The sequence below is a fragment of the Streptosporangium sp. 'caverna' genome (genome assembly GCF_003203775.1).
In the GTDB taxonomy this organism is placed as follows: Bacteria; Actinomycetota; Actinomycetes; order Streptosporangiales; family Streptosporangiaceae; genus Streptosporangium; species Streptosporangium subroseum.
Genome location: NZ_CP029711.1, coordinates 9,099,197 through 9,116,526 on the forward strand (window position 1 = coordinate 9,099,197; position 17,330 = coordinate 9,116,526).

13 protein-coding genes are annotated in these 17,330 nt (G+C 70.5%); 3 read left to right on the top strand and 10 right to left on the bottom strand.

All coding sequences use genetic code 11. From position 1 onward, the window contains the following. Positions 1–73: 73 nt before the first annotated feature. On the bottom strand, positions 74–745 hold the full coding sequence (locus tag DKM19_RS39120) for a response regulator (protein WP_110702861.1): 672 nt from the start codon (positions 743–745) through the stop codon (positions 74–76). Then, on the bottom strand, positions 742–2,490 hold the full coding sequence (locus tag DKM19_RS39125; RefSeq protein WP_239513826.1) for a sensor histidine kinase: 1,749 nt from the start codon (positions 2,488–2,490) through the stop codon (positions 742–744). Before DKM19_RS39125 ends, DKM19_RS39120 begins: the two co-directional genes overlap by 4 nt. Positions 2,491–2,662: 172 nt before the next feature. On the opposite strand from DKM19_RS39125, the gene DKM19_RS39130 reads away from it, so the two are divergent. Genes DKM19_RS39130 through DKM19_RS39140 form a run of 3 tightly spaced genes read left to right on the top strand, consistent with a single transcriptional unit; the run spans position 2,663 to position 5,658 of the window. Further along, on the top strand, positions 2,663–3,625 hold the full coding sequence (locus DKM19_RS39130) for a tripartite tricarboxylate transporter substrate binding protein (protein ID WP_110702863.1): 963 nt from the start codon (positions 2,663–2,665) through the stop codon (positions 3,623–3,625). Next, positions 3,625–4,161, top strand: a complete 537-nt coding sequence (locus DKM19_RS39135; RefSeq protein WP_110702865.1) for a tripartite tricarboxylate transporter TctB family protein — start codon at positions 3,625–3,627, stop codon at positions 4,159–4,161. The genes DKM19_RS39130 and DKM19_RS39135 overlap by 1 nt, the downstream gene beginning before the upstream one ends. Then, positions 4,162–5,658, top strand: coding sequence for a tripartite tricarboxylate transporter permease (locus tag DKM19_RS39140; protein WP_110702867.1), 1,497 nt, complete (start codon positions 4,162–4,164; stop codon positions 5,656–5,658). It begins immediately after the preceding gene. A 343-nt stretch (positions 5,659–6,001) separates the two neighbouring features. Here the strand turns inward: DKM19_RS39140 and gatB are convergent, their stop codons facing one another. The 8 genes from gatB to DKM19_RS39180 all read right to left on the bottom strand — a co-directional run bounded on the left by gatB (position 6,002) and on the right by DKM19_RS39180 (position 16,988). Beyond that, positions 6,002–7,507, bottom strand: a complete 1,506-nt coding sequence (gene gatB, locus DKM19_RS39145) for an Asp-tRNA(Asn)/Glu-tRNA(Gln) amidotransferase subunit GatB (protein ID WP_110702869.1) — start codon at positions 7,505–7,507, stop codon at positions 6,002–6,004. A gap of 85 nt (positions 7,508–7,592) precedes the next feature. Further along, the gene (locus DKM19_RS39150) at positions 7,593–8,171 is read right to left on the bottom strand and encodes a DUF4276 family protein (RefSeq protein ID WP_162642093.1); all 579 of its coding nucleotides are present in this window, start codon (positions 8,169–8,171) and stop codon (positions 7,593–7,595) included. Then, positions 8,168–9,256, bottom strand: coding sequence for an AAA family ATPase (locus DKM19_RS39155; RefSeq protein ID WP_110702873.1), 1,089 nt, complete (start codon positions 9,254–9,256; stop codon positions 8,168–8,170). The genes DKM19_RS39150 and DKM19_RS39155 overlap by 4 nt, the downstream gene beginning before the upstream one ends. A 49-nt stretch (positions 9,257–9,305) precedes the next feature. Continuing rightward, positions 9,306–10,796 (bottom strand): Asp-tRNA(Asn)/Glu-tRNA(Gln) amidotransferase subunit GatA, encoded by a 1,491-nt coding sequence (gene gatA, locus DKM19_RS39160; RefSeq protein WP_110702875.1) that lies wholly within the window; start codon positions 10,794–10,796, stop codon positions 9,306–9,308. Further along, positions 10,793–11,092: an Asp-tRNA(Asn)/Glu-tRNA(Gln) amidotransferase subunit GatC gene (gene gatC, locus DKM19_RS39165; RefSeq protein ID WP_089208467.1), complete on the bottom strand. Its 300-nt coding sequence runs from the start codon at positions 11,090–11,092 to the stop codon at positions 10,793–10,795. Before gatC ends, gatA begins: the two co-directional genes overlap by 4 nt. A 298-nt stretch (positions 11,093–11,390) precedes the next feature. Beyond that, positions 11,391–13,490 carry a bifunctional diguanylate cyclase/phosphodiesterase gene (locus DKM19_RS39170; protein WP_110702877.1) on the bottom strand — a complete coding sequence of 700 codons (2,100 nt, stop codon included), beginning with the start codon at positions 13,488–13,490 and terminating at the stop codon, positions 11,391–11,393. Between the two features lie 129 nt (positions 13,491–13,619). Continuing rightward, complete coding sequence (gene ligA / locus DKM19_RS39175; RefSeq protein ID WP_110702879.1) at positions 13,620–15,806, bottom strand: NAD-dependent DNA ligase LigA; 2,187 nt, start codon at positions 15,804–15,806, stop codon at positions 13,620–13,622. Between the two features lie 168 nt (positions 15,807–15,974). Continuing rightward, a complete protein-coding gene (locus DKM19_RS39180) occupies positions 15,975–16,988 on the bottom strand; it encodes a methionine synthase (RefSeq protein WP_110702881.1) in 1,014 nt (337 codons plus the stop codon). Between the last annotated feature and the right edge of the window lie 342 nt (positions 16,989–17,330).

Genomic DNA, 17,330 nt, shown 5'->3' on the forward strand with positions numbered 1-17,330 from the left:
AGTCGCTCCCGGGACGGTCTCCCCGGCACACGAGGCCGCACGGACAACACGGACAGCCACCCGAGGGCCGCGATCATCCCGTCCAACGGTAGCGGTGTTCGGGCCGTCCGGCGGTACCGTAACGCGGCCGGAGCTCCGCCTGCCCCACCGCGCACAGGTGTTCCAGGTAGCGGCGGGCGCTGACCCGGGAGAGGCCGGTGAGCACGGCGGCCTCGGCCGCCGACAGATCCGTGCCGCTCGCCTTGAGCGCGTCGGCGACCAGGGCGCACGTGGGGGCGGACAACCCCTTGGGCAGCGGCGGCGGCCCTCCCTTGACCAGGCCGAACAGGCTGTCGACCTCGTCCTGGCAGGCCTCGGAACCGATCCTGGCGAGCCGCCTGCGGGTCTCGGCGTACTGTTCGAGGCGTTCGGTGAGGGCCCGTGCGGTGAACGGCTTGATCAGGTAGTTCACCGCGCCTCCGCGCATGGCCGCCCGGACCGTGCTCACGTCGCGCGCGGCAGTGATCATCAGGACGTCGACCGGGTGGGAGGCGCCTCTGAGCGCCGTGAGCACGGCGAGTCCAGACATGTCGGGCAGGTATATGTCGAGCAGCACCAGGTCGGGCCTGTGCACGGCCACTCCCGAGATCGCCGCGCCCCCGGTGTGCACGGTGTCGACCACCGTGAATCCGGGCACCCGCGCCACGTAGCCGCTGTGAATCCTCGCCACCATGAAGTCGTCGTCCACCACCAGCACGCGAATCACTTCGGCGTCCCCAGACTCGTGTCCTCGCCCTGCCCGGCCGCTCCCACGGTCTCGCCGCCTCCGATGTCCCGGGCACCCCGGACGGGTTCACCGAACGAGGCCTCACCGGTCTCACCGCCTCCGGCGCTCCGGGCACCCCGGGCAGCTTCGCCGGCCGCGATCGCCGCGCCCTCACCCGTGGGCAGCAGGGCGGTGAAGACGGCGCCGCCCGCGTTGTGCACCCGCACCCAGCCGCCACGGCGCGAGCATGCCTGGCGGGTCAGGGCCAGGCCGAGGCCACGCGGTCCCGCGTGGGCGGCCTTGGTCGTGAAACCCTCGCGGAACACCTCGCCGACCAGACCGGGGGTGATCCCGGGACCCGAGTCGCCGACCCTGACGTGCAGGCCGTCCGTCTCGGTGCGGACCGAGACCTCCACCGTGCCCCCGGTCTCCTGAAGCGCGTCCAGGGCGTTGGCGACCAGGTTGCCGACGACCAGGACCGCGTCGTGCGGGTCGCCGAGCATGCCCTCCTCCACCCGGGAGTCGTCGGAGAGCACCAGGGACGCGCCCCGCTCGGCCGCCTCGGCGGACTTGGCCAGCAGCAGCGCGGCCAGCGTGGGGTCGGCGACCTTCTCCCTGATGCCGGACGCGTGCCGGCTGTAGGCCTCGGTGGTCTGGGTGATGTAGCTGACCGCCGTCTCGTGCTCGCCGAGCTCCAGCAGGCCGACCACGGTGTGCATCCGGTTGGCGAACTCGTGGGCCTGCGCGCGCAGCGCGCCGGTCGTGGTGCTGGCCTGGTCGAGCTCGCGCGCCAGCCGTACCAGCTCGGTCCGGTCGCGCAGGGTGACCACCCAGCCGCTCTGCTGCTCGCGGACCGCCACCGGGGTGCGGTTGAGCACCAGTACCCGGTCGCGGTGGAGCACCACCCGGTCGTCGCCGGAGTCCACGCCGTCCAGCACGTCGCGCATCCGGGCGGACAGGGGCATCTCCCGCAGGCCCCGTCCGACATCGTGCTGGGAGAGGCCGAGCAGGTCGCGGGCCGCGTCGTTGATCAGCGTCACCCGGCTCTGGAGGTCCAGGGCGAGCACCCCCTCCTTGACGCCGTGCAGCACGCCCTCGCGCTGTTCGAGCAGGGCCGCGATCTCCCTCGGCTCCAGGCCGAAGGTCTGGCGGCGGACCCGCCGGGCGATCAGCGCGGTGGCGCCGGATCCGGCGAGGAGTACGGCGAGCACGGTCCACAGCAGCGGCGGCAGCGCCTCGCCGAGCTGGTCGGCGACCGTTCCCTCCAGGACGCCGACCGAGGTCAGGCCGATGATCTTCCCGGAGGCGTCGAAGATGGGGGCCTTGCCGCGCACCGAGCGGCCGAGGGTGCCGGTCTGGATGCCGGTCCAGGGACGGCCGCTCACCAGTATCTCCGAGCCGTCGGTGGAGAGCTTCTTGCCGATCAGGGCCGGGTTGGGATGCGCGTAGCGGATCTGCTCGCGGTTGGCGATCACCACGTAGTCGGCGCCGGTGGCCGCCTGGACCCCCGCCGCGATCGGTTGCAGGCTGAGCTCGGGCCTGGCCTGGCCGAAGGCCTCACGCACCTGGGGCAGCCCGGCCACGGACTCGGCGATCGCCAGTGCTCGCTGCTGGTACTGCTGGTCGAGCTGGTCGCGGGTGTGCTCCACCCAGACACCTGCCGTACCACCGACCGCAAGAAATACGATCACCATCTGCAGAAAGAACAGCTGGGTGCCAAGCGAGGCGTTGAGTAGGCGTCGCACGAGGTGGCTCCCTGGTCAGGGGACCTCATGAAAGCAGCCCGAGATAACAACGGGGTCGCGGCAGCCATGACCAATACGACCGATACGACGGCAAACATGCAAAGCATCGACACCGTGATCGTTTAGCCTCAGCATCCTCACCACGCTTTCTTTATGTTGTTGGGAGTTAACGATGCGTCTTCGGAGACTGGCGGCCCTCGCTGCCCTGTCCCTCGCCCTCACCGCGTGCGGCTCGGGTGGGGGATCCGGCGCGAACGCGCTGAGGATCATGGCTCCGGCCGCGCCGGGAGGTGGCTGGGACCAGACCTCCCGCATCGCCGAGCAGGCCTTCAGGTCGGTCGACCAGTCGCGCAAGGTCGAGGTCTACAACGTGCCCGGCGCGGGCGGCAGCATCGGCCTGGCCCAGCTCGCGGGTGAGAAGGGCAACGGCGACCTGCTGATGACCATGGGCCTGGTCATGGTCGGAGCGCTGGAGCAGAACAAGTCGAAGGTCACCCTGGCCGACACCACTCCCATCGCGAAGCTCACCGAGGAGTACGAGATCGTCGTGGTTCCGGCGGACTCGCCGTACGCGACGCTGGCCGACCTGGTGACGGCGTGGAAGGCCGACCCGGCGAAGATCGCCATCGCGGGCGGCTCCGCCGGGGGCACCGACCACATCGTGGCGGGCCTGATGGCCAAGGCCGGCGGCATCGACCCCAAGTCGGTCAACTACATCGCCCACTCCGGCGGCGGGGAGGCGCTCAACGCGCTGCTGGGCAACAAGGTGGCGATGGGGATCTCCGGCATCGGGGAGTTCGCCGAGCACGTGAAGTCCGGCAAGCTGCGCGCCCTCGGCGTGAGCTCGCCGGCCCGCCTCGGCAACGTGGACGCCCCCACGCTGAAGGAGGCCGGCCTGGACGTCGAGCTCGCCAACTGGCGGGGCTTCGTCGCGCCCGGCGGCCTGGACGACGCGGCCACGAAGAACCTGACCGACCTGGTCACCAAGATGCACGACTCGCAGGCGTGGAAGGACGCGGTGACCAAGAACGGCTGGGCCGACGTCTTCCAGACCGGCAAGCCGTTCGCCGACTTCCTCACGGCCGAGCAGACCAAGATCAAGGCCGTCATCGCGGAAATGGGTCTCGTCTCCTGATGTCCCTCCCCGAAGAGCCGGGCGGCGCCACCGATCGTGGCGCCGACCCGGCGTACTCCTGGCGACGGCCCGAACTCGTCCTGGCCCTGGTCGTCCTCGCGCTGGGCGCGTTCGTGATCGTGGGCACCACGGACGTCACCGCGGCGGGCTCCACGTTCGGGCTGGGGCCCCGCTTCTTCCCGGTCATCGTCGGCTCGGCATTGCTGCTGATCGGGCTGTTCTACGTGCTCGACGTGGTCAGGGGCGGCCGTGGCGACCCCGAGCAGGCCGAGGACGCCGACACCGACGCGCCCGCGGACTGGCGGACGGTCGTGCTGGTCAGCGTGATCTTCCTGGCCTTCGCCGGGCTGCTGGACCTGCTCGGCTGGATCGTCGCGGGCGCGCTGCTCTTCTTCGGCCTGTCGGTGACGCTCGGCGCCGAACACCGGCTCCGCGCGGGCGTGATCGCCGTCGTGCTGTCCACTCTCACCTACCTGGCCTTCGTCAAGGGCCTGGGCGTGACGCTGCCCGCCGGGCTGCTCTCCGGGGTGATCTAGATGGATTCGTTCCAGCTGTTGATGGAGGGGTTCGCGACCGCGCTGACCCCGATCAACCTGATCTACGCCCTGATCGGCGTCACCCTCGGCACCCTGGTGGGCGTGCTGCCCGGCATCGGCCCTGCCATGACCGTGGCGCTGCTGCTGCCGATCACCTTCAGCGTCCCCCCGGCGAGTGCGTTCATCATGTTCGCCGGGATCTACTACGGAGGCATGTACGGCGGGTCGACCACCTCGATCCTGCTCAACACCCCCGGTGAGAGCTCCTCGATGATCACCGCGCTCGAGGGCAACAAGATGGCCAAGAGGGGCCGGGCCGCCCAGGCCCTCGCGACCGCCGCGATCGGCTCCTTCGTCGCGGGCACCATCGCCACCGGACTGCTGGTCGTCGCGGCGCCGCTGGTGGTGGACTTCGCGATCTCCTTCGGACCCGAGGACTACTTCGCCCTGGCCATCCTGGCCTTCACGGCGGTCTCGTCGGTGCTGTCGCGTTCGGTCGTGCGCGGGCTGGCGTCCCTGGGGGTCGGCCTGGTCATCGGGCTGATCGGCATCGACCAGCAGACCGGGCAGGCACGGCTGACCATGGGGGTCCCGCAGCTGCTCGACGGCATCGACGTGGTGATCGTCGCGGTCGGTCTGTTCGCGCTGGGCGAGGTGCTCTACGTCGCCTCCCGGCTACGGCACGGCGAGCCGGAGGTCATCCCGGTCGGCCGGCCGTTCCTCGGCCGCTCCGACTGGTCCCGCTCCTGGCGGCCGTGGCTGCGCGGCACCGCGCTCGGCTTCCCGTTCGGGGCGCTGCCCGGCGGTGGCGCGGAGATCCCGACGTTCCTGTCCTACACGGTCGAGAAGAAGCTGGCCCGCGGGGTCACCCGCGAGGAGTTCGGCAAGGGCGCCATCGAGGGCGTCGCCGGTCCCGAGGCGGCCAACAACGCCTCGGCCGCGGGCACCCTCGTCCCGCTGCTCACCCTGGGCCTGCCCACCTCCGCGACGGCCGCGATCCTGCTCGCCGCCTTCCAGCAGTACGGCCTGCAGCCGGGGCCCCAGCTGTTCGACCACAACCCGGCGCTGGTCTGGGGCATGATCGCCTCGCTGTTCATCGGCAACACCATGCTGCTGGTGCTCAACCTGCCGCTCGCCCCCCTCTGGGCCCGGGTGCTGCACATCCCCCGTCCGTATCTCTACTCCGGGATCGTGCTGTTCGCCGCGCTCGGCGTCTACGCGCTGAACTCCTCCTGGGTGGACATGGTCATCCTCTATGTCCTGGGCCTGCTCGGCTTCGCGATGCGCCGCTTCGGCCTGCCCATCGCCCCGGCCGTGATCGGCCTGATCCTGGGGCCGATGGCCGAGGTCCAGCTCCGCCGGGCCCTGGCCATCGGTGCGGGCGACGTGACGGTCCTGGTCAGGAGCCCGATGGCCGCGGTGCTGCTGGTGGTGGCGCTCCTCGCGCTGTTCGCGCCTCTCATCAGGAAGCTGGCCGCCCGCCGCACCACCGGCTGACGCCGCGCGGGCGGCCCATCACGCGAAACGCTCGGCTGGGGCATCCCAGCCGAGCGTCCGGTCAGACCGCCGGCCGTCTCCGGCCGGCCATCGTGGTGCGACGGTCCCGCGGGCCCGCCGATTCTCCGGCGAGCCCTTCTCCGTGAACCACCCGAGCGAACCGCTCGGGGCCCCTCCGTGAACCGCAGCATCTCTCCGTGAGCCACCCGGAGCGAACCGCTCGGAGCCTCTCCGTGAACCGCAGCATCTCTCCGTGAGCCACCCGGAGCGAACCGCTCGGAGCCTCTCCGTGAACCGCAGCGCCTCTCCGTGAGCCACCCGGAGCGAACCAGCCGGGAATGAGCTACTCGGAGACGCCGAGCTTCTCCAGCAGGAGCTCCCGGGCCCGGCCCGCGTCGGCCTTGCCGCGGCTGGCCTTCATGACGCCGCCGACCAGGGCGCCGACAGCGGCGATCTTGCCGCTGCGCACCTTGTCGGCCGCGTCGGCGTTGCCCGCCAGGACCTGGTCGATGATCGCCAGCAGCTCGCCCTCGTCGTTGACGATCTGCAGACCGCGAGCGGCCACCACCTCGTCCGGGGAGCCCTCGCCGTTCAGCACGCCCTCCAGCACCTGCCGGGCCAGCTTGTCGTTCAGTGCTCCCCCGGCGACCATCGCGCACACCCTGGCGATCTGGTCCGGGGTGATCAGCAGCTCGCTGAGCGGGATCGCGGCCTCGTTGGCGCGGCGGGACAGCTCGCCCATCCACCACTTGCGGGCGTCCGCGGGCGGTGCTCCGGCGGCGACCGTCGCCTCGACCAGGCCGATGGCGTCGTTGTTGTGCATCGCCTCCATGTCCAGGTCGGACACGCCCCACTCCTGCTGGAGCCGCTTGCGCCTCAGGCGCGGCAGCTCGGGCATCGCGGCCTTGAGCTCGGCCACCCACGCGACGTCGGGGGCGATCGGCACCAGGTCGGGCTCGGGGAAGTAGCGGTAGTCCTGCGCCTCCTCCTTGGAACGGCCCGAGGTGGTGGTGCCCGTGTTCTCGTGGAAGTGGCGGGTCTCCTGGATGATCCGGCCGCCGTCGGCCAGGATCGCGGCCTGGCGCTCGATCTCGCTGTGGACCGCGCGCTCGACGCTGCGCAGCGAGTTCACGTTCTTGGTCTCGGTGCGGGTGCCCCACTCCGAGGAGCCGCGCGGCATGAGGGAGACGTTCACGTCGCTGCGCATGGAGCCCTCCTCCATACGCACGTCGGAGACGTTGAGCGTGCGCAGAACCTCGCGCAGCTCGGTGACGTAGGCGCGGGCGACCTCGGGGGCGAGCCTGTCGGTCCCCGGGATCGGCTTGGTGACGATCTCCACCAGCGGGATGCCCGCGCGGTTGTAGTCGACGATCGAGTAGTCGGCTCCCTGGATGCGGCCGGTGGCGCCGCCCACGTGGGTGGACTTGCCGGTGTCCTCCTCCAGGTGGACGCGCTCGATCTCGATCCTCACGGTTTTGCCGTTCACCTCGACGTCGAGGTAGCCGTCGAAGCAGAGCGGCTCGTCGTACTGGCTGATCTGGTAGTTCTTCGGCATATCCGGATAGAAGTAGTTCTTCCGGGCAAAGCGGCACCATTCAGCGATCGAACAGTTCAGGGCCAGGCCGATGCGGATCGTCGACTCGATCGCCTTGACGTTGGCCGTCGGCAGCCCTCCGGGGAGCGCCAGGCAGACCGGGCAGACGTTGGTGTTCGGCGGCGCACCGAACTCGGCCTGGCAGCCGCAGAACATCTTCGACGCCGTACCCAGCTCGACGTGCGTCTCCAGCCCCAGCACCGGCTCGAAGCGCTCCAGCGCCTCGTCGTACGGCATCACCGTGTCAGTGCTCATCGGTCGTTCACCATTCCTCTTTCGCTCCGCGGAGCACTCGTTCCTCGCGCGCCACTACGCTCACTCATCGGGTTCTTTGTGGAACTCATAGGTAACCAAGTCCCTTCAATGCGTTCCTCGTCTCGGCGACCCAGTCCGCGTACGCGGGCACCTGGGCCAGGACGGCGAGGTCGATGTTGCGTCCTATGTATTCGAAGTAGTCGCGGATCGGCTTGCCCCGGCGGGGGACGGTCGCGGCCAGGAGACCGACCGGGTCCACGATCCTCTCGACGTCGCGGGGCCGTACGGGCAGCCCGCTGACGTCGCTGCCCTCCAGCCCCGCCCACACGGCGGGATCGGCGAGCATCCAGGCCTCGGTCTCACCGAGTCCGATCACCGGCACCAGGTAGTGCGAGTGGTAGCGGACCCCGTCGGCCTTGCCACCGGCCTTGCCCCGGTCCCTCTCGTCGTCGTGCGTGAAGAGCAGATGGCAGTCGGCGGCGAGCTCCTCCAGCGCCGTGACCATGTGCTCGCGGTCGCAGGAGACGACCTCCGTCGCCTCGACGTCGACCGCGTGCGGCGACATCCAGGTGAGCTCACGCAGCTGCCGGGAGATCACGATGCCCAGAAAGCCCTCGTCGGCCTCCCCCTCGGCGACCAGCCCCGCCACCAGAGGCCGGCTCATGCCGCCGCGCCCAGGTATTTGCGGACCTGCCTGGGCGAGACGAACGTGCCCGGCTCGCCGTCCGGCTGGATCTGCTTGGCCACGGTCACCCGCGACACCCGGTCGTTGTCGGGGTCGACACGGACCACGGCGTCCAGGAAGGTCAGCGCGTCCGGCTCGGTCCGGTAGATCTCGGCGACCACCACCGGGGAGTGGCTGGTGAAGATCACCTGCCGGAACGGCTCCCTGCTCCCCGGCGCGGTGACCCGCTGCCGGATCCGCCGGAGCAGCTCACCGAGACGGCTCGGATGCACGCCGTTCTCGATGTCCTCCACCATCAGCGTACCTGGATGGTCGGGGTCGTGCAGAGCCGTGAGCAGGCCGAGGACCCGCAGGATCCCGTCCGACAGCAGCGCGGCCGGCACCGTTCCCTGACCGTCGACGACCACGTCGAAGGAGCACTCCTCGCGATCGACGCGGGGAATCAGCGCGACCACGTCGGGAACCACCCCGGCGAGGTCGACCGTGAGATCGGTAAGCGCCGCCGACCGTGCCAGCCGCCCGAGCACCGCGGCGAGGTTCGCGCCGTCGGCCGCGAGGGGCCCGGTGTCCGCCGAGGAGCACCGGCGGCGCATGGCCCGCGGCGAGGGGACATAACGGCGCCACGACTGGACCGTACGGCGAGGCGTGGTCTCCGGCTCCGGATCCTCGACCATGTGGCCCAGCAGTTCCTCGGGGATCTGACGGGCCACATGGCTGACGACGATCCCGCTGGACCTGGGGATCCTGAGCACCATCTCCGCGCCCACGTCGAACCGGATCGGCAGCAACGCGCCGGGCTCCGGGGCGACCAGGGCCTCCACCGAGACGGCGAACCCGCCGATCGCGGTTCCCTGCGCGACCCGGTGGAACTGCTCGCCCGGCAGGCCCCTGGCGGCGTCGAGCAGCCCGCCGGAACCCGCGACCTCGTCCGCGACGAACCCGACGGCGTCGAACAGGTTCGACTTGCCGCTTGCGTTGGGACCGACCAGCGCGAGGAAGGGCGGCACATCGAGATCGAAGTTCAAGAAGGACTTGAACCCGTCGATCTCGATCCGAGTGATCATGCCGCCGCTCTCCCTCTCACCTGTCGCCTCCGTCTCCTCGAAAAGGTTTCTACAGCGCCGGGGCCTTGGACAGCAGGCTTCCGCCCCAACGGGACTCGAGAGCCTTCTCCACGGCCGCGCCGACCCGGTAACAGCGGTCGTCGCCGAGCACCGGGGCCATGATCTGCAGACCGACCGGCAGCCCGTCCTCGTCCGCCAGGCCGCACGGCACGGAGATGGCCGCGTTGCCCGCCAGGTTGGCCGGGATGGTGCACAGGTCCGCGAGGTACATCGACAGGGGGTCGTCGGCACGCTCCCCGATCGGGAACGCCGTGGTCGGCGTGGTCGGCGAGATGAGCACGTCCACCTGCTGGAACGCCGCCTCGAAGTCGCGCGCGATGAGCGTGCGGACCTTCTGCGCCTGGCCGTAGTAGGCGTCGTAGTAGCCGCTGGACAGCGCGTACGTGCCGAGGATGATGCGCCGCTTGACCTCGGGACCGAAGCCCTGGGCGCGGGTCAGCGCCATGACCTCCTCGGCGCTCCGCGTGCCGTCGTCGCCGACGCGCAGGCCGTACCGCATGGCGTCGAACCGGGCCAGGTTGGACGAGCACTCCGACGGGGCGATCAGGTAGTACGCCGGGAGCGCGACGTCGAACGAGGGGCAGGAGACCTCGAAGACCTTGGCGCCCATCGACTCCAGCAGCTCCACGGTCTCGTGGAAGCGGGCGAGCACGCCCGGCTGGTATCCGTCGCCGCCGAACTCCTTGACCACGCCGATGCGCAGCCCCGCCACGTCGGCGTTGCGTGCCGCCTCGACCACGGAGGGCACCGGGGCGTCGACGGAGGTGGAGTCCATGACGTCGTGGCCGGAGAACGCCTCGTGCAGCAGCGCGGCGTCCATCACGTTGCGGGCGAAGGGGCCCGGCGTGTCCAGGGAGCTCGCGAAGGCGATCACGCCGTAGCGGGACGAGCCGCCGTAGGTCGGCTTCATGCCCACGATGCCGGTGACCGCGGCGGGCTGGCGGATCGAGCCGCCGGTGTCGGTGCCGGTGGACAGCGGGGCCTCGTAGGCCGCGACCGCGGCGGACGAGCCACCCGAGGAGCCGCCGGGGATCCGCGAGAGATCCCACGGGTTGTGCGTGGTGCCGTAGGCCGAGTTCTCGGTGGAGGAGCCCATCGCGAACTCGTCGAGGTTGGTCTTGCCGAGGATCACCAGACCGGCCTCGCGGAGGCGGCGGGTCACGGTCGCGTCGTACGGCGGGCGCCAGCCCTCAAGGATCTTCGATCCGGCCGTGGTCGGCATGTCCCTGGTGGTGAAGACGTCCTTGTGCGCGATCGGCACACCGGCGAGCGGACCGAGGTCCTCCCCGGCGGCCCGGCGGGCGTCGACGACCCGCGCCTGCTCCAGCGTCGTCTCCGCATCGACGTGCAGGAACGCGTTGACCTGCGGCTCGACGGCGGCGATCCGGTCGAGATGGGCCTGTGCGACCTCGACGGCCGAAACCTCGCCGCTCGCGACCAGCGCGCCCAGATCGGCGGCGGACTTGTGGATGAGACTCATGCTTCCTCCCCAAGGATGCGCGGGACACGGAAGCGGCCGTCCTCGACCGCCGGGGCACCGGACAGTGCCTGTTCCGGCGTCAGGCTGGGCCGTACCTCGTCGGGGCGGTAGACGTTGGTGATCGGGAGCGCGTGTGAGGACGGCGGGATGTCGTCGGCCGCCACCTCGGCGACGCGGGCGACCGCACCGATGATCACATCGAGCTGGGCGGCGAAGTGGTCGAGTTCCTCATCGGCCAGCGCCAGCCGGGAGAGCCGGGCGAGGTGAGCGACCTCGTCGCGGGTTATGGCGGACATGAGTCGTTGAACCCGTTTCGTGGAATGGCAATTGGACCCTGTCATCCTATGGCTCGTGACCTAACGTGCCCGACTCATTAACGCCGCAGTAACCAAGTCAAGATCTGTTAGGGGGGTTGTCCACCCGCTCCGTGGCCTGTGAGGTGGGGCGGAACCCCTCGGCCGGGCCGCCTGAACCCTCCGGTGGGCACGGGCCCGGGGGCCTCGTCGGGGCCCGTAAGCCGACTGGACGCCTTTCGAACCCCGGCCGGCTCTTCCCGGCCCGGGAGTTTCCCGGGTGATGTCCGGTGCGGGGCCGTCAGGCGGGGTGGGGATCGAAGACCTCGGCGGGGTCGAGGGCCTCGATGGGGTCGAGAAAGTCGAGGCCGGGCTTGGCGGGGTCGCGGTGCTCGCGGAGCCAGACGGTGGCGTCGGCGGCGGACATGGGCTTGGCGAACAACCAGCCCTGGCCGAGATCGCAGCCCATGTCGGCCAGGTGGGCGGCCACCTCGGGGGATTCGACGCCCTCGGCGACCGAGCGCAGGCCCAGGGAACGGACGAGGTCGACGATGGAGCGGACGATCCGCTCGTCGTCCTTGGACTCGCCGATCCGGCGGACGAACGAGGCGTCGATCTTGACCTCGGCGACCGGCAGGCGCTGCAGGCGGACCAGCGAGGAGTAACCGGTGCCGAAGTCGTCCAGCGCGAGCGGCACCCCGAGCGAGGCCAGGGCGCGGATCGCGTCGGCGGTGTAGGCCTGGTCGGTCATCAGGATCCGCTCGGTGACCTCCAGCTGGATCGCCATGGGCGGCAGCCGGTATCGGGCCAGGCCCGCCTCCAGCCGGTCGGAGAGGGCGGAGTCGAGCAGGTCACGGGCGGAGACGTTGACGGAGATCTGCTCGTGCAGGCCGGTGTGCCACCAGTGCGCGGCCTGGGCCAGCGCGGTGTCGATGACGTATCCGGTGAGGTGGCGCATCAGGTATGACTGCTCGGCCATCGGCACGAACTCGGACGGGGGGATCATCCCGCGGTCCGGATGACACCACCGCAGCAGCGCCTCCACGCCCCGCACCTGCCCCCCGGCCAGGTCAAGCTTCGGCTGGTAGTGCAGCCGGAGCTCGGAACGGTCGATGGCCCTGCGCAGGTCGCCGAGGAGGTTGAGCCGCTCGGGACTGTTGCGGTCCTTGTCTGCGGCGTAGATCTCGACTCCCGTCCGGCCCTCCTTCGCCAGGTACATCGCCACGTCGGAGCGCTGGAGCAGCATCTCGAAGTCCGGCGCGTGGTCGGGATAGAGGGCGATGCCGAACGAGGCGTCCACGTCGAAGGTCATCCCCTCCAGGCGGACCGGCTCGGTCAGGGCCACCCGCAGGCGCGCGGCCACCTCCCTGGCCGCCGCGGCGTCCCTGATCGAGGGCAGCAGCACCGCGAACTCGTCACCGCCGAGCCGGGCCACCACGTCGCCAGGCCGCACGCTGTGGGTGAGCCGGTGCGCCACCAGCTGCAGCAGGCGGTCGCCGACCGGGTGCCCGAGGGTGTCGTTGACCTCCTTGAAGCGGTCGAGGTCGAGCAGGAACAGGCCGACCCGCTCGCCCACCCGCGCCTCGGCGAGCGCCTCCTCGGTGCTGAGCACGAGCATCTTGCGGTTGGGCAGCCCGGTGAGCCCGTCGTGCATCGCCTGGTGATCGCGGCGGACCGACATGGTGGCGGTGAAGTAAACCGCCATCACCGGTGCGAGGAACAGCGGCACCAGCGCCGGGGAGTGGTTCATCACCACCACGACCAGCGGCGCCAGGCCGAGCAGTCCGGCGTAGACCAGGCTCTGGTGGCCGATCGTGGTCTTGATCACCCGGTGGAGTGACCTGCGCTCGTGCAGCGCCACCGCGCCGGAGACCAGCAGTGCCCGGACCACGAAGTAGGCGAGCCCGGCCAGCCCGATCGCGAGCAGGTCGGACCCCCTGGGCACCCAGACGGTCACCGGGGACGGCCGGTTGTCGAAGATCCCGAGCACCGCCCCGGCCGCGGCGCAGGCCAGCGTCACCTGCGCGATGTTGAACATCACCCGATGCCATGCCTTGCGGGTGACGGCTCCGTTGACGACGATGGCGACCGTCTGCATGAGCACGGCGGTCGGCAACCCGTAGTGGAGCAGCGCGGCGAAGGTGAACATGGTCGACGGGTAGGTGCCGCCCACGGTCATCGACGACGACAGGAGCACCGGCCGCAGCTCGCCCAGCACGACCAGGATCGACAGCATCCAGAAAAGCGGGCTGCGGGCGAGCCCCGCCAGCTCCTCCTGACCGATCAGCCACTGCGTCACGGCGAGAACGGTGAACCCCGCCGCGATGACGGTGGCGAGATAGGACCACAGGGGCGAGCCAGCGCGCGGGCCAGTGTCGCGTGTGTCATTTGGGTCGGCCATGAGTAACAAAACCCCCATTAGTTCACTATGGGAGAGTACGGCCTATGGGCCACTTCGCGAAACCGGTTGCGCACGTTCCGTCACTGGCATATTGAGCGCCTTTGCCCCATTACGTCCGCCCATGGCCGACTATTCTTCGGGTTTCACCGCCATCGCGGCCGCGGCTTCGGGCCCCTCGGCGAGGAGAACCCGCAGGCCCGGCTCGTCCAGGACCGGGACGCCGAGCGTGACCGCCTTGTCGAGTTTGGAGCCGGCGTTCTCGCCGACCACCACGAAGGAGGTCTTCTTCGACACCGAGCCCGAGACCTTGCCGCCCCGGCTCGCCAGGGCCGCTCCGGCCTCGTCGCGGGTGAAGTCGGCCAGCGTGCCGGTCACCACGAAGGTCAGCCCGGCCAGGGTCTGCGGGAGCCGCTCCGCCGACCCCTCGTCCACCATCCGGACCCCCGCGGCCTTCCAGCGGGCGACGATCTCCCGGTGCCAGTCGACCTCGAACCACTCGCGGATCGCCGCTGCCACCCGGGGGCCGACCCCCTCGACCGCGGCCAGCTCCTCCTCCGAGGCCTCGGCGATCGCGTCGATCGAGCGGAACTCGGCGGCGAGCGCCCGTGCCGTGGGCGGGCCGATGTGCCGGATGGAGAGAGCGACCAGCACCCGCTGGACCGCGTCGTCCTTCGTCTTCGCCTTCTCCAGCTCCTCCAGCATCGTCTCGGCGTTCTTGCTCGGCTCGCCGCTCTGGTTGGCGAAGAGGGTGACGACCTTGGGCTCGCCGGTCTCCGGGTCGGTCTTGGGCAGGCCGGTGTCGGCGTCGCGGACGACGGACCTGATCGGCAGCAACCGCTCGATGGTCAGGTCGAACAGGTCGGCCTCGGTGCGGACCGGCGGCTCCTGCGGCGGCAGGGGCTGGGTCAGCGCGGTGGCCGCCACGTAGCCCAGCTTGTCGATGTCGAAGGCCCTGCGCCCGGCGGCGAAGAAGATGCGCTCGCGGAGCTGGGCGGGACACGCCCTGGCGTTGGGGCAGCGCAGGTCGGCGTCGCCCTCCCGCTCGTACGCCAGCTCGGTGCCGCACTCCGGGCAGTGCGTCGGCATCGTGAACTCCCGCTCGGTGCCGACGCGCAGGGCGGCGACCGGCCCGACGATCTCGGGGATGACGTCGCCCGCCTTGCGCAGCACCACGGTGTCCCCGATGAGCACGCCCTTGCGCGCGACCTCCGAGCCGTTGTGCAGCGTGGCCCGCTCGACCGTGGACCCGGCCACCACGATCGGCTCCATGACGCCGTACGGCGTGACCCTGCCGGTGCGGCCGATCCCCACCTGAATGTCCAGAAGCTTGGTGTTGACCTCCTCCGGCGGGTATTTGTAGGCGATCGCCCAGCGCGGCGCCCGGCTGGTGGAACCCAGGTTGTTCTGGAGCTCGATGCGGTCGACCTTGACCACGACACCGTCGATCTCGTAGGCCGGGTCGTGGCGGTGCTCGCGGTAGAACTCGATGAAGGCGTTGATGCCCTCAAGGTCGTCGACGACCTTGTAGAGGTCGCTGACCGGGAGCCCGAACTCCCTGAGCCGCTCGTAGACCTGGGACTGGGTCGCGGGCTCCGCGGACCCCTTCCACACGCCGACGCCGTGAACGATCATGAGCAGCGGGCGCTGCGCGGTGATCTGCGCGTCCTTCTGCCGCAGCGATCCGGCGGCCGAGTTTCTTGGATTGGCGAACGGGGCCTTGCCCTCCTCGACCAGTTGCTCGTTGAGCTTCTTGAACCCCTCGACCGGTATGTAGACCTCTCCGCGGACCTCCACCAGATCGGGCACGTCGTCACCGATCAGGCGGTGCGGCACGTTCGTGATCGTGCGCACGTTGGCCGTCACGTCGTCGCCGACGCGGCCGTCGCCCCGGGTCACCCCCCGGACCAGGCGGCCCTTCTCGTAGACCAGCGCCAGCGCCAGACCGTCGATCTTCAGCTCGCACAGGTAGGGCGCGGGGTCGCGCTCGGCCAGCCGCTCGGCCCGCGCCTGCCAGGAGGCGAGGTTGTCGGCGTTGAACGCGTTGTCCAGGCTCTCCATGCGCTGCAGGTGCGCGACCGACGCGAAGACGCCGGAGATCGGCGCGCCGATCTTCTGCGTGGGCGAGTCGGGCGTGCGCAGGCTGGGGCTCTCCTCCTCCAGCTCGCGCAGCTCCCGCATCCACGCGTCGTACTGGGCGTCGCTCACGGTGGGAGCGTCGAGCACGTGATAGTTGCGGTTGGCCTCCTCGACCAGCTCGGTCAGCTTCGCGTGCCGCTCCAACGCGGCCACCGGCACACCCTCGACCTCAGCGCCCATCGCCCGCTCTCCCCTCGTCAAAACGACCCAGGGAAACGCTATCGCCGAGCACCGACATCGCGAGTCCGCCTTACCCGGAGATGAACAAGGCCGCCTGATCGGCCGCGACAGCACGTGGGGCCCCGGCCGCCGGGCATCGCACCGCCCGGCGCTCGCTCCGGGAAGGGGTCAGTCGTCCCGCCGGCCGGGATCCTCGCCCAGCACCTGGGCCGACTTGCGGCACTTGACCAGGGCCGCCCTGGCATAGGCGGGCGAGGCTCCGGCCAGGCCGCAGGCCGGGGTGAGCACGACCTGCGAGGCCAGGCCGGCGGGGGGGAACCCGAGACGGCGCCAGAGCTCGACGGCGGGCCTGGCGACCACGTCGATGTCCGGCAGCGAGGCGTCCACCCCGGGCACGACACCGAGGAAGAACGCCGTCCCGCCCTCGATCAGCTCACCGATCTCGTCCTCGTCACGCCGCTTGAGCAGGGAGGCGTCCAGCGAGATGCCCTTGACGCCCGCCGTACGAAGGACCTTGAAGGGCACGTCTGCGGCGCAGCAGTGCACGATCGGGAACGCGTCGGCGGGGAGCACCTCCCGGAGCCGATCGGCGGCGACCTGGACGTCGACGGCGTTCAGCCGCCCGAAGCCCGACGCCGTCGGCACGGTGCCGGCGAGGACGCCGGGCAGTCCCGGCTCGTCGAGCTGTACGACGATCTCCGAGGCGCCCGGCACCCTCCGGCGGATGTCGGCGACGTGCGCGACGATCCCCTCGGCGAGGGATTCCACCAGGTCGCGCACCGCGCCGGAGTCGGCGAGCGTCTTGTCGCCGTACCGGAGCTCGATCGCCCCCGCCAGCGTCCACGGCCCGCACACCTGGATCTTGAAGGGGCCCCGGTATCCCTGGGCCGACTCCTCAAGCGCGTCGAGGTCGCGCAGAAGGTGGTCGCGGGCGCGCTTGAAGTCGCGCCCCGGCCGGTCGGCGAACCGCCAGCCGGACGGCTGCACCTCCACCGGGAGCTCCAGCAGCAGCGACGCCGTCCGCCCGATCATGTCGGCGCCGACTCCGCGCGCGGGCAGCTCCGGCAGGTACGGCAGCGCGGGCAACTCGCCGAAGACGACCTTGATCGCCTCCGCGTGATCCTCCCCCGGATGCGACCCGATGCCGGTCGCGGTCGCCTCGCCCCATGGGTACTGGCTCATGGACTGCTCCTGGTTTCGCGTCGGGACGTGGGCGACACCCACCGGCGTCTTTCCGGCTCACCCATCCCGGCCAGCTTAGGACCGCGAAATCCCGTACCCGCCTGAGCGACCTCTCCTCGCCCGACGCCGGCCGTCGATCCGCGGTATCGGGGGTCGCCGCGCCGGGTGGGTGAGCCTCGTCGCCCTCGTCACGGCGAGCGATCCCTCCGTTCCTCCGATACACGAATGGAACCCGTCATTTCGCCCCGACAGGGAAACAGGCGTGAAAAGCGGGTGAAAACGGCGATTCGGGTGGGCCGGATTTGATTGGATGGGACTTGATCAACCTGATGAGTGTCTGTA

What these genes read in the sequence shown, in the direction of transcription:
- DKM19_RS39170 (WP_110702877.1), bottom strand. Translation starts at nt 13,490, where the DNA reads ATGGCCGACCCAAATGACACACGCGACACTGGCCCGCGCGCTGGCTCG.
- DKM19_RS39130 (WP_110702863.1), top strand. Translation starts at nt 2,663, where the DNA reads ATGCGTCTTCGGAGACTGGCGGCCCTCGCTGCCCTGTCCCTCGCCCTC.
- DKM19_RS39135 (WP_110702865.1), top strand. Translation starts at nt 3,625, where the DNA reads ATGTCCCTCCCCGAAGAGCCGGGCGGCGCCACCGATCGTGGCGCCGAC.
- DKM19_RS39150 (WP_162642093.1), bottom strand. Translation starts at nt 8,171, where the DNA reads ATGAGCCGGCCTCTGGTGGCGGGGCTGGTCGCCGAGGGGGAGGCCGAC.
- DKM19_RS39140 (WP_110702867.1), top strand. Translation starts at nt 4,162, where the DNA reads ATGGATTCGTTCCAGCTGTTGATGGAGGGGTTCGCGACCGCGCTGACC.
- gatB (WP_110702869.1), bottom strand. Translation starts at nt 7,507, where the DNA reads ATGAGCACTGACACGGTGATGCCGTACGACGAGGCGCTGGAGCGCTTC.
- gatA (WP_110702875.1), bottom strand. Translation starts at nt 10,796, where the DNA reads ATGAGTCTCATCCACAAGTCCGCCGCCGATCTGGGCGCGCTGGTCGCG.
- gatC (WP_089208467.1), bottom strand. Translation starts at nt 11,092, where the DNA reads ATGTCCGCCATAACCCGCGACGAGGTCGCTCACCTCGCCCGGCTCTCC.
- ligA (WP_110702879.1), bottom strand. Translation starts at nt 15,806, where the DNA reads ATGGGCGCTGAGGTCGAGGGTGTGCCGGTGGCCGCGTTGGAGCGGCAC.
- DKM19_RS39155 (WP_110702873.1), bottom strand. Translation starts at nt 9,256, where the DNA reads ATGATCACTCGGATCGAGATCGACGGGTTCAAGTCCTTCTTGAACTTC.
- DKM19_RS39180 (WP_110702881.1), bottom strand. Translation starts at nt 16,988, where the DNA reads ATGAGCCAGTACCCATGGGGCGAGGCGACCGCGACCGGCATCGGGTCG.